General features: G+C 53.7%; 11 protein-coding genes. 1 reads left to right on the top strand and 10 read right to left on the bottom strand.

The window, feature by feature from the left end; translation table 11 throughout:
• The first annotated feature begins 196 nt into the window (after positions 1-196).
• Positions 197-820, top strand: a complete 624-nt coding sequence (locus U2W12_RS09795) for an FMN-binding negative transcriptional regulator (RefSeq protein ID WP_326500494.1) — start codon at positions 197-199, stop codon at positions 818-820.
• A 39-nt stretch (positions 821-859) separates the two neighbouring features.
• On the opposite strand, the gene U2W12_RS09790 is transcribed toward U2W12_RS09795, so the two are convergent.
• The 10 genes from U2W12_RS09790 to U2W12_RS09745 form a co-directional block, all read right to left on the bottom strand.
• Positions 860-1,012, bottom strand: coding sequence for a TOBE domain-containing protein (locus U2W12_RS09790; protein WP_326500522.1), 153 nt, complete (start codon positions 1,010-1,012; stop codon positions 860-862).
• 11 nt (positions 1,013-1,023) lie between these two features.
• A complete protein-coding gene (locus U2W12_RS09785; RefSeq protein ID WP_326500493.1) occupies positions 1,024-1,161 on the bottom strand; it encodes a hypothetical protein in 138 nt (45 codons plus the stop codon).
• A 146-nt stretch (positions 1,162-1,307) separates the two neighbouring features.
• Positions 1,308-1,700, bottom strand: coding sequence for a hypothetical protein (locus U2W12_RS09780; protein ID WP_326500492.1), 393 nt, complete (start codon positions 1,698-1,700; stop codon positions 1,308-1,310).
• Between the two features lie 113 nt (positions 1,701-1,813).
• Positions 1,814-2,938 (bottom strand): M35 family metallo-endopeptidase, encoded by a 1,125-nt coding sequence (locus U2W12_RS09775; protein WP_326500491.1) that lies wholly within the window; start codon positions 2,936-2,938, stop codon positions 1,814-1,816.
• Positions 2,939-3,430: 492 nt separating this feature from the next.
• Positions 3,431-4,210 carry a hypothetical protein gene (locus U2W12_RS09770; RefSeq protein ID WP_326500490.1) on the bottom strand — a complete coding sequence of 260 codons (780 nt, stop codon included), beginning with the start codon at positions 4,208-4,210 and terminating at the stop codon, positions 3,431-3,433.
• Positions 4,211-4,663: 453 nt separating this feature from the next.
• Positions 4,664-7,348, bottom strand: a complete 2,685-nt coding sequence (gene tssH / locus U2W12_RS09765) for a type VI secretion system ATPase TssH (RefSeq protein ID WP_326500489.1) — start codon at positions 7,346-7,348, stop codon at positions 4,664-4,666.
• 39 nt (positions 7,349-7,387) lie between these two features.
• Entirely contained in the window at positions 7,388-8,452 is a 1,065-nt protein-coding gene (gene tssG / locus U2W12_RS09760; RefSeq protein ID WP_326500488.1) for a type VI secretion system baseplate subunit TssG, read from the bottom strand.
• Complete coding sequence (gene tssF, locus U2W12_RS09755; protein ID WP_326500487.1) at positions 8,416-10,305, bottom strand: type VI secretion system baseplate subunit TssF; 1,890 nt, start codon at positions 10,303-10,305, stop codon at positions 8,416-8,418. Before tssF ends, tssG begins: the two co-directional genes overlap by 37 nt.
• Positions 10,306-10,308: 3 nt before the next feature.
• On the bottom strand, positions 10,309-10,812 hold the full coding sequence (gene tssE / locus U2W12_RS09750; protein WP_326500486.1) for a type VI secretion system baseplate subunit TssE: 504 nt from the start codon (positions 10,810-10,812) through the stop codon (positions 10,309-10,311).
• 6 nt (positions 10,813-10,818) lie between these two features.
• Complete coding sequence (locus tag U2W12_RS09745; protein WP_326500485.1) at positions 10,819-11,616, bottom strand: type VI secretion system accessory protein TagJ; 798 nt, start codon at positions 11,614-11,616, stop codon at positions 10,819-10,821.
• Between the last annotated feature and the right edge of the window lie 69 nt (positions 11,617-11,685).

Raw genomic sequence — 11,685 nt, 5'->3', positions numbered from 1 at the left:
TTCGACTGGAATTAAAAAATGTGGTGAGGCAAAAGCTTAACCCGGATTCCGCTGCGCTGCATCCGGGCTACATTTACATTCGGGCCTACGCGGGGCAGCCGCTTAGTGCGCCGCGCGTACCATTTCCAAAAAATAAGATAAAAGTCAACGTCAAAAAAGGTACGCGATGCGTACCCTATCACCATAAAAATTTGCCATGTACATCCCTGAGTCATTCAAAGAAGCAAACCCCGAACGCCTTGGGGCTCTGATTAAAGACTATTCCTTTGGTATGTTGATCACGGCGCCCGAAGGCATTCCCTTTGTCACCCACCTGCCCTTTCTTTTGGACCCTTCCGCCGGCAAACACGGCAAGTTGCTCGGCCACATCGCGCGGGCCAACCCGCAATGGCGGCATTTTGCATCAGGCACAGAGGTTCTGGCCGTGTTTCAGGGGCCGCATGCCTATATTTCTCCGTCATGGTATCTATCGCCGAACGTCCCCACCTGGAATTACGCGGTGGCGCATGTGCGCGGCATACCGCGACTGATCGAGGACCCGGCCGAACTGGACGCCCTGCTCGAACGACTGACCCAATACCATGAGTCTCAAATGCCGAGCCCCTATCAATCGGGGCTTGCAGACGAGCAGCGAGCGAAACTGCTCGACATGATCGTTGGCTTCGAAATCGAAATTACCGAACTTCAGGGCAAATTCAAACTCAGCCAGAACCGCTCGCAAGAAGAACAACGGAGCGTGATCGATGGATTGAATCAGTCCAACAATCCTCTCGCTTCCGCCGTTGCCAAGCTGATGTCCGAACCGCAGAGTTTGGGTTAGGCTTTATCGCCAGCCCAAGCCCTCACAATCGCCCGAACCTCAAGCCGCCACGGCCAGTATCACCGCGCTGGATTTGGACACCGCGGTCACCGTTTGTCCAATCTGCAAACCGAGCGTTTCGGCGCTGTCATTGGTCACCGTCGCGGTCACCTGCTCGCCGCCCTTCAATTCAATATCGACTTCGGTGTTGATGGCGCCCTTGATCAGTTTGACGATCTTCCCTGGCAGTTGATTGCGCGCCGAAATTCGGTCACGATGATGACCTGCGGCACCTTGACCAGCGCGATCGCCTGGATCCCGGGCTTGATGCCGAGCGCTTCCGCCGATTCCTTGGTGATCATCGCTTTAATCGTCTCGCTGCCTTTTAACTGGAGAGAGACTCCCAGCGTGCCGGGGTTTGCAACCCTGGACTGAACGCTTCAAGCTAGCTTCAAGGCTTCCAGAAAATGTGCGGACGGGTTTACAAAACCCGTCAGGCCTGCGATCATCATTCGGGTGCCGGCTTAGGCTTGACCGGAGGAGACGAAGGCGCCTCATCAGACGGACCCGATATCTTCTTGACGCTACGAGTAGAGAGGTCGACACGGTATACGCTTCCGGCCTCATTTTCGATCTCCAATTCGTTGCCGCCCTTTATGAGTTGCATTGAACGAAAATATATTCCGCCCATGGCAACACCCGCAGCCTTATAATCCGGCACATCGTAAACCTTTAGGCGCCACAGCAGATCGTCTGTTTTGGCGTCTATGGCGGCCAAATAGCCGCCGTCCTGATCTCCCTTGCGCTCATCGGTTTGGTCCTGTTCGTAGCGAACGCCAGCGTGTTCAATCGGAGTCACTTCCGGTGCTGACGGCCGGCTATTAGATGGGGAGGTATTCATAGGTATATTCTCCGTGCGAGAAGGGGGGGTATCGGCTGATATGCAACTGGCGCAGACCAACTGTAGAATTGCCAAAATAGGCGCCAAAACCCAAGGCGATAACCGTAAACATTTCATATTATTTTCAATGCCTTTTTACGCTCGCTCTCGGTCAGGATGCCGGCGCAATCGGCGCAGAAGAAAGCCCAGCTATCGGCATTGCGGATGGCCGCGCTTCCCGGAAAACCGGCATGAGGCCCAATTCCGTACCAAGCATAACGAGCTCTTCCTATGTTCACATCTTCCGTGCCGCATACCAAATGTGTAAGTTCGTGCACCACGACACGCGTCCAATTTTTCTGGCCATGGACGATGCCGCCAGGGTCGTCGGTAAAAAATGACTTTTCTATGTAAACTACATCCATCCCTTCCCCATTACTGCGGAAAGTGAACGCTTCACTGTTTAGAAAACTGATGTCACTGGCAGTGCTCGCGGTACGCAACGGGACCCAATCCGTCAACACGAAGTGACCCTTGTTGAGCATGGCGATAATACCCTTGAAGCCAGCCGTAAGGGTCGCGATGTAACCGCTCAAATCCGTAATCGACGTTGCCGGATCGGCGAACCATCGCTTGACCAGGTTCAATGAATCCACTCCCTTTTTGCCGCCTCCCCCGCTCGCTGCTTTATTGGCCTCGGCGAGCACAATGCCTGTCTTTTGGCACCAAGCCAAGGCATGCTGCGTCGATGACTCCAAATGCTTCTTCGCCTCGCGGTTAAAAATTTCAGAGCTGCTTCTCAGCAAAATGCGCGTGGCGATTTGTGTGTTCGCACGAGCATTTAAATCGTCAGAAGGCCAATCGTGCAATTCAGTCGGCAATGACACCACCCAAACCTTGCGGTTGCCGGATCTGTTCAGCAAATACACGTGGCGCAGCAGTTTTAATGCGGCCGCACGCATCTTCGCTTTTGCTTCAACCACGCCATTTGCATCATCGGCCCAAGCACCCACGGCCTTCAATATGCCATGATCCTCGGTGACGGTTTTGTGCCCAATGATACCCTTGTCTCCGCACGTGACTTGTTTTCTGAGATCCGATAGAGCCGAGTCATATCCGGCATCAAAGCCTTCCGTACTCATCAATTTGTACAAACGTTTGATCAATGGCTGCCATTCCTTGTCAAAGTTGGACTCATTGGCGAGCCAAGTACGCGCATAATCGTATTCGGCTTTAAATTTTTTATTCCAGTCCGGCATTTAGACTCTCCAGTTATTGTGTGATACTTCAAATGAACACAAAACAGCGATTTTATTTTCCTCAACTTAAGCGCGCGAAATATGACTCCCTACAGAGCTTGGGAATGATCAAATCGACTCGCTAATTGCATGTCTTGTTGCTCTACCGCCTTCACAGTCACTTCACGTTTATCCGGATGCCTTACCGAGAAAGAAAAGATCAAATCTTGCATTTTGCAGCTATTCGACTCACTGCCGAATAATAACATCCAAAATATTTAGCCATTCCATTATATAGCTACCAGCCTGATAAGCGGGACTGATATTTGCTTCTTGAAACTCTTAATTTATGCAAAATACAAAACTTGACTCGATCTTCCAGGCCGGTGTTACAAACCCCGGCCCGCTCAAGGCTCCGAACACACATCGGCAAACTCAAGACGACCATAAGCTGTTGACTCCCTGTAGCGCGTTTATCGAACCGCGAATGTAATCAACTTATTCAGGACTTCCTTAACTTTGGCTTCTGAAATGCATCCAGCTGATGAGTAAGTTGTGCTCAACACGATACCCGAAAAAGTCGGGCAATCCTTTTTTCGCACAGTGGGCGTCCTCGAATAGTTTCTTAAATGTCAACCGTTGCGGTTCTTTAATGGATTTATTATCCATTTTCTCCTGCGCTTCAAGGCTTCCTTTTTCTTGTAAAAAGGATGTAATCGGTATTTTGTCGCTCGTAATATCGCCCGCCCCCCATAATCCGCAAATTTCAAATGCAGGATGGGTTTTAATACGTCCTTCGGACATTGAAACGGCGATGGCATAGATCAACATTTCCAAATGGCTTAGGTGCGCATCAACAGGACTGTCCTTGTCATAATCGAATTGCTCCAACATTCGAAAAAGTCTACTTCCCGATTTGTCACCTTTTTTTAGCGTATGCAGCAACTCGTTACCGATAACCTTCGATAAACCCGCAGGAGGGACCCCGGTAACATTGGGCACATGCCGTTGTTGCTGAGCGGATTCGCAACAAATCAGACGAATTTTTTTTACCCCGACTTGGGCGATGCAAAGCTTCAAAAACTCGGCTACATCCTTAATGTCAAAACCACCTAAATTACGCTCGCCCAACTTGCGCACATTCGTATTGGCTTCAATGAATCGGCTGTGTCCGCAAAGCCACAACTCGTTCCTTTCAATGGTATTTGGTTTGGGCAATTCCTGACCGTTGCCCAAATTCTCTTGCATCAAAATTGGAGCATCCCTTAGCTTGTCAGCAATGGCTTTACACATGTTTAGCATTTCCTTATCGTCATCGTTTTTCCCTAAATAAACCAACGAAACCCCGGGCTGTGGCATTTGATTCCCCCGCAATGAAAGTAACAGTTCCTCCACCCGCTACACGCTCAGAGTGGAGTAGTAACAAAATCCGGCAAAGCTGTGTAATATTCGAATCGCCGACAATACGATAAGGGCGGCGCCCTCGTTAAAATGTCGTTTACCTAACAGGCGCGACGGGGTATTTACCCCGTCGCATCATTTGAAACCTAACCGATCACGAAGCGCTTCACTCCCCAAGGCAACTTTCCCCATCTCCAGAATTGCCGCGCAGGTACCGAGCCCCGCAAACATTACATCGCTGAAAAAATCTATCCAGCAAAATTGTTATACCTCCTAAGAGCGGTTCGAAACGTTCAGGCCGGAGTTATAAACGCCGGCCTGCTCAAGATATTTTTGTAAAATACCTTACTCAAACCCATACCCAAAATCCCCATCCTGCACGCTCACATGCACCCGCTCGATCGGCGTTCCTTCCATCATCCGTGTTAAAAACTCCTCGCTGATCCGCGGCAACACGGTGTTGGTCAGGATCGCGTCGATCATCCGTCCGCCGCTTTCGAGCTCGGTACAACGGCTGGCGATCAGCTTGATCACCTCGTCGTCATAGCTGAACGGCACCTTGTGGCTTTCGGCGATGCGCTTCTTGATCCGGCCGAGTTGCAGGCGGGCGATCGCGCCGATCATTTCATCGCTGAGCGGATAATACGGAATTACGACCAGACGACCGAGCAAGGCCGGTGGGAAGACTTTCAATAACGGTTCGCGCAGCGCCTTCGAGATGCCTTCCGGGTCCGGCATCAGTTCGGGATCGCTGCAGAGACCGGCGATCAGGTCGGTGCCGGCGTTTGTGGTCAAGAGGATCAGGGTATTCTTGAAGTCGATCACGCGACCTTCGCCGTCCTCCATCCAGCCTTTGTCGAATACCTGGAAGAAAATTTCGTGCACGTCAGGATGCGCCTTTTCAACTTCATCGAGAAGTACTACGCTGTAAGGGCGACGGCGCACCGCTTCGGTCAGCACACCGCCTTCGCCGTAGCCGACATAGCCCGGAGGCGCGCCTTTGAGTGTCGACACGGTATGCGCTTCCTGATATTCGCTCATGTTGATCGTGATCACGTTCTGTTCGCCGCCGTAGAGCACCTCGGCCAAGGCCAGCGCGGTTTCAGTCTTGCCGACGCCGGAGGTGCCGGCCAGCATGAACACGCCGATCGGCTTGTTCGGGTTGTCAAGGCCGGCGCGCGAGGTCTGGATGCGCTTGGCGATCATCTCCAGCGCGTGGCGCTGGCCGATGATACGCTGTTCGAGCAGGTCCGGCAGCTTTAACACCGTTTCGATCTCGTTCTTGACCATGCGGCCGACAGGAATGCCGGTCCAGTCCTGCACGACCGCGCCGACCGCCTGTTGATCGACGGTCGGCAGGATCAGCGGCGACTCGCCCTGCTGGGCATGCAATTGCGCCTGTAAGTCTTTCAGCTCGGTCAACAAGGCTTCGCGGTCGCCTGCCGTCTCGGCCGGGGCTTCCACGGCACTATCGACCGCATGACCGGCCGAACGCAGTTTCGCGCGTAATTCCAGAATCTTGCCGACCAGTTCTTTCTCGGCGTTCCAGCGGGTTTCGAGTTCCACAAGGCGTGTTTTCTCGGCTTCCAGTTTTTCGGTCGCCAACTGTTCCCGCGCCGACACTTCGACACCGACCGTTTTTTCGCGGCCAATGATCGCCAATTCGGTATCCAAGGCTTCGATGCGTTTCCGGCAGTCGTCGACCTCCGCCGGCACCGCATGCTGGCTGATGCCGACCCGCGCGCAGGCGGTATCGAGCAGGCTGACCGCTTTGTCCGGCAACTGCCGGGCCGGGATGTAGCGGTGCGATAATTTGACCGCTGCTTCTAACGCTTCGTCGAGCACCAGCACCTGATGATGTTTCTCCTGCACCGACACCACGCCGCGCAGCATGCGAATCGCTTTTTCCTCGCTCGGTTCGAGCACCTGCACGACCTGGAAGCGGCGGGTCAATGCCGGATCTTTTTCGATATGCTTTTTGTATTCGGCCCAGGTGGTCGCAGCAACTGTCCGCAGCGCGCCGCGCGCCAGCGCCGGTTTCAACAGGTTCGCCGCATCGCCGGTGCCGGCCGCGCCGCCGGCCCCGACCAGGGTATGAGCCTCGTCGATGAATAGAATGATCGGCTTCGGAGAGGATTGCACTTCTTCGATTACCTGACGCAGACGGTTTTCGAATTCACCCTTCATGCTGGCGCCCGCCTGCAACAAGCCGACGTCGAGGGTGCGCAAGGTCACATCGCGTAGCGACGGCGGCACGTCCCCGGCAACGATTTTGAGTGCGAAGCCTTCGACCACCGCGGTTTTACCGACGCCGGCCTCGCCCGTCAGAATCGGGTTGTTCTGGCGGCGGCGCATCAGAATGTCGATCACTTGCCGAATTTCTTCGTCGCGGCCGACGATCGGATCGATCTTGCCGAGAAGCGCCTGTTCGGTCAGATCGACGGTAAATTGTTTCAGCGCGTCCTGCTTGCCCATTGCGGCCGGCGCAATCGCGCCGCTGGCTTCGCCGGGCGTCGCGCCGGCCTGAAAACCGTCGGTCGCGGCCAATCCGTCTTCGGGCGAACCGGTCACGATTTTGGCCAATTCATCGGTCAACGAATCGGCTTTGATTTTTTCGAACTCGCGGGAAATGCCGACCAGTTCATTGCGCAGCCCTTTGGTTTTCAGCATTCCGACGACCAGATGACCGCTGCGCACCTGGCTTTCGCCGAACATCAGCGTACCGTACACCCAGCCGCGCTCGACCGAATCTTCGATGTGCGGGGAGAAATCGGAAATTGAAGTTGAGCCGCGTGGCAGGCGGTCCAGCGCATTGGTTACATCGCGGGCGAGCACCGAGACATCGAGATTGTAATGTTTGAGAACCCGGTGCAGATCCGAATCGGGCAGTTGCAAAAGCTGGCTCAGCCAGTGCACCAGTTCGACATAGGGATTGCCTCTGAGTTTGCAAAATACCGTCGCGCCCTCGACGGCCTTGTAGCAAACCCGGTTTAATTTTCCAAACAGCTTAACTCGGCTAATTTCTGCCATGGTTCGTTCTCGGTTATGATTGGTTTTATGGAGTATTCATCAAACCGCGCCTAGTTTGATAAACGGATTTAGCATCAAGTCATCGGCATCGCGCCGATCGGACCGTGGTCCGAGCCACATGCTCCAGCCCAACTGGGCCGCGCCGTTCATGCAGAAGGCATGCGCTGCCTTGGACTGCCCGAGCGACATTTCCTCAGGCACTTGGTCATGTTCCAGAATCAGATTGACATCCCAAACGAATTCATCGCCGACATAATTCCGCACGATCGCTGTCAATTGCGCCAACGCGTCAGCGCCAGGCAACAGAGCCAAATATTGCTTCAGCGGCAACGGGCCCAATATCAATCTGAATTTGTGCTGGCAACCCCAGACATACGCGCCAAGCAAGGTCGATTGCCCCAAGGTCGCGACTTCCGGCGAGAAGCCCAGACGAGTATGTTCGTCTTGTTGGATTTCCATCCACTCGCCGACAAATTCCTCGATTTGAACATTCAGAGACAAAATGTCCGCAATGATCGCCTGCAATCCATCGGGATTTTTGGCGTGCTGGGAGAATCGTCCTGCATAAAACCGCTTGGCCCGGTCGGACAACGCGTCGCGGCCGTGGAATGCTTTACCGCTGAGGCCCAGCAAAGCGTCGACATAAAACGGGAAGCGATCGGAGTCGGGCCGGTCATACGCCACTTCCGGGCGGGAGTTCGCCCAAGCCCGATAAAAAAGGCAGAGCATCCGGTGGTGAAAGATGTCCGCAAAAGCGGCAAAGGTCGAGTCGTGATAATTTCTGAGCCTATCTCTGGCATATTCGGTCAAATGCAACGGCAAGGCGCCATTCGGACCGAATAGGCCGAAAAAGTGCACCCCCAACCGCGGCGCGGCGCCGCCATCGAAGGTATAGGAAGATAAGGAGGATGGCGGAAACTGTAGTTCCGGCTCCTGGCCGAGGCGTACCGGATCGTCGCTGGCTTTGAGACTGGTGCCCAGTTTAGGCTGGTCGGGATTCTGCGTTTCGAGCAAACGCAACGCTTCGAAAAAATCGAAACGATAGGCCGCTTTTTCAAGCTCGCCGATCAGAAAATGTGACGACGTCCGATTCTCGCCGGCCATTTGGCTACCTCACCGCGATCGGTTGAACGAACCACGGTTTCGATAAACGAATTGATCGAAACATGGTTTGCAAAGAATTGTTCCAACACCTTGCCCATCAAAAAATAGCCCCCCCCTTCAAACGCCGACTCGTCGAGCAGCAACGAAACCTCCAGCCCCCGCCCGAAGACGATAGGTCCTTTCATATCGATGCGTCTGACCACATTTTTCGAACTGACAGACACCACGCCTTCGATCTGTTTTCTTTTCGCAGAATCGCGCTGATCGGCGTAGAGGCTCAATAACTCACGTAAAGCTTCGGCGCCCTGCCTGGCATCGGTATCGACCAACGACAGGTAGTTCAGTGAAAGATGACTGATCAAACGCCAGACGCTATCTCCTTCATAAGCGGCTGGCAACGGCCGAGTCGGCCCTGCGATGCAACGGATCGATTTTACCGGCGCACTGATTTGTAATGTAAAATCGGTATCGCCGATTCCGACGGGCATGACCAACGGCAAATCTCGGTTTGTGCACAGCGTCTCCATACCCAACATCGTGATCTCCGGTGAAAACGGCGCCTGCTCCGCATCGACCAGAGAAATGAACAATTCGCTGCCAATGTAACTGGAACGGATGCCTTCGCGGCGTTGCTTCGAAGACAATACCCGTTTTCGGCGGTTCAGCGTATAAAAAGCCTTTTCCGCCTGGCTTTGATAAGCGCTTCGCGAGCCGTAAAAAGGCAGAAAAGTCTGTTCGGTATATTTCTGATTGCCATAGCCGATCACTTGCTCGACGCTGAATATTTCATAATCCATCGGTCGGGTGCGGTCCACCACGATATGATATTCGGATTGGCGGGGATCGACGTGAATGCGGTCGGTACGCTTCTGAAACAGATTGATAGCCGGCACGCAAAACAGCGCCAGATTGGATTTATCCAGCGCATGGATCAGGTTCGTGTCACTGCGGTCCAACAATACGAACAGTTCCAGTTCATTGCCTTCGCATTGTCTTATCAAAGGTTCCAGACCGGACAGCTCGACGAATAAATAACGCTCAGGAAAAGCAAAATATTCCTGCAGCATTCGGTAGCCATCAAACGAACGCGGGGTGTTGCGGAGCATGGCTTCGTCTTCCGCAAAGCCCATGCCGCGTGCGAGCCCCGCGCCGCCGGTATATTCCACGTGAACAGAACCGTTTTTCGGAAACTTGCAGGCAATCGCCTGGGTATTTGCCAAAAATTGCTCATACAGGCGGTAAGGGATGCCGCCGGCGCCGCGCAAAAAAAGCGAGAGCTTGTTCAGCGCCATTTTATTGAAGCGTATATCGGCGGTACTGCGCAGCACGATACGAATCGCGGCCTTGACATTGATCAAGTGTTTGGCGGAAGAGAGACCACTGGCGGAAACCGCTGCCAGAGTAGGCAGGTACTCGACTTGGTGTACCTCCAGCGGAAATAATTGCAGCGGGTGGGCGGTTTGATATTCGCAAGCGGTCTGCTCGCCTTTGCCGATCTGGCTGCGCAGCGATGTACCCTTGGGAATCAAACAGCCTTCGGCCAGGCCTGACTCGGTCAAATCAGGCTTGAATTCGACCACGGTCATCGACGGCGTCGTCGCCAGATAATGCGGATAAACAATCTCCAACAGATTCTGAGTAAAATTTGGAAACTCGGAATCGATTTTGAGTTGCACGCGCGCAGCCATGAACGCAAAGCCTTCGAAAAGACGCTCCACATACGGATCGGCGCACTCGAATGTATCCAGCCCTAAGCGAGCGGCGATTTTGGGATATTCGGCGGCAAATTCAGCGCCGATTTCACGGACATGCTGAAGCTCGCGGTTGTAATAATTCAACAAGCGGGGATCCATACCCTAACCTCCCAGATCCTTTACCGTCACCTCTCCCGTTTCCAGGTCGAAGCTGCTGCGGATGAACAAATGCGTCGGCAGCGGCTGCGCCCATAGCTCGCCCTCGATCGTGAAGGCGACCGCATGCTGATTCATTTTTTTCTCGTCGGCAACCAGCTTGACAATCAGCGAATCGGCAATAATCCTCGGTTCAAAATCGATGACCGCCTGTTTGATCTTGCGCTCGATTTTTACCACGTCCATGCTGCTGACAGACGTGCCGGAAGATAACGGCGTACCGTAATTGATCACCGAACGCGCGACAAAAGGATAATCCGTCAAATCGACCATGGTATCGAATGCCGCTGTGTTCAAGAGCCAGCTCAAATCGCGCAGGACGCTTTGCCGCAACTGACGCAAAGACAACACCCTCTGCTCCCGGCTTTCGGCTGACTTGTCCGGAGCGTCGTCGGTCAGCCGATCCAATAAAGACGGCTGCAGACGCTCCTGGCTTATCAATTCGGCCATGATGCTTTAGGTTCCCGGTGCATTAAAAACCAGTTCCCGAATTTCGAACAGAGCGTAATCCTGACTGTCCGTTGCCAAGACCTTTTGGCCGAGACCGAATGCATGGCCTGCATGCGGCTCCATCCATTCGGTCTTGCGTGCCAACCGGATGTCGGCGTCTTCCGACACGTCCGAACCGGGATAACGCGCGGGAATGAAGCAGGCAGCGCCGCCGCCGTTCACCCAGGTGACCTGGGCGGGCAGCCAAACCAGGTCGCGTAAATCGACCGGCGCATCAATCACCAGTTTTTGAATATTGGTGCAGGGCACCCAGTAATATTTGCCGTTCACGATCAGTTCCAGCACAGGTCCCAAACGGGTATCGGTATCGGCCAGCCATTGAAAAGGTTCGCCGTTAATCGTGCCGCCCACCGTCGGCGCCTGCTGATAGGCCTGATCCCTGATCCGCAACGCTTCTTCATAGTTGCCTGCCGTGGCCAGCTTCAAGGATTCCAGCAATAGAGCCTGCCATTGCTGCGGCTCGCCGAACATGATCGGCGTTGTTTGCGCCTTGAACACCTTATCCCGCAACAACTCGCAACGAATCGTTTCGCGGTAGGTCTGAACCATAGGAAAATTCTCGGCAGATAATTCGCCTGCGACATTCAGTTGGGCCAGCGCTCTTTCCCAATTGCCCATTACCGCCAGCAACTGAAAGAGAAAAACCCTTTTTTTCGGATTGGCGGAATCTTTTCTGATTTGGTCCTGTAACTGTTTCAGCGATTCATCCAAATCGCCCATTTGCAAACTTGATTCGGCGCTCACGGCGGATAATCCTTAGATGGCAATAAAAAAGAACCGGGCAAAAAATGCCCGGTCATTTTTTCGGAACGG

Origin of the sequence: Methylomicrobium sp. Wu6, assembly GCF_035916875.1 — a bacterium.
Classification (GTDB): domain Bacteria; phylum Pseudomonadota; class Gammaproteobacteria; order Methylococcales; family Methylomonadaceae; genus Methylomicrobium.
The sequence above is the reverse complement of the archived record's forward strand: the minus strand, read 5'-3'. Positions and strand labels throughout refer to the sequence as shown.

Coding starts and splice junctions, on each gene's coding strand:
- U2W12_RS09795 (WP_326500494.1), top strand. CDS start 197: ATGTACATCCCTGAGTCATTCAAAGAAGCAAACCCCGAACGCCTTGGG.
- U2W12_RS09785 (WP_326500493.1), bottom strand. CDS start 1,161: ATGATCACCAAGGAATCGGCGGAAGCGCTCGGCATCAAGCCCGGGATC.
- U2W12_RS09780 (WP_326500492.1), bottom strand. CDS start 1,700: ATGAATACCTCCCCATCTAATAGCCGGCCGTCAGCACCGGAAGTGACT.
- U2W12_RS09775 (WP_326500491.1), bottom strand. CDS start 2,938: ATGCCGGACTGGAATAAAAAATTTAAAGCCGAATACGATTATGCGCGT.
- U2W12_RS09770 (WP_326500490.1), bottom strand. CDS start 4,210: ATGTGTAAAGCCATTGCTGACAAGCTAAGGGATGCTCCAATTTTGATG.
- tssH (WP_326500489.1), bottom strand. CDS start 7,348: ATGGCAGAAATTAGCCGAGTTAAGCTGTTTGGAAAATTAAACCGGGTT.
- tssG (WP_326500488.1), bottom strand. CDS start 8,452: ATGGCCGGCGAGAATCGGACGTCGTCACATTTTCTGATCGGCGAGCTT.
- tssF (WP_326500487.1), bottom strand. CDS start 10,305: ATGGATCCCCGCTTGTTGAATTATTACAACCGCGAGCTTCAGCATGTC.
- tssE (WP_326500486.1), bottom strand. CDS start 10,812: ATGGCCGAATTGATAAGCCAGGAGCGTCTGCAGCCGTCTTTATTGGAT.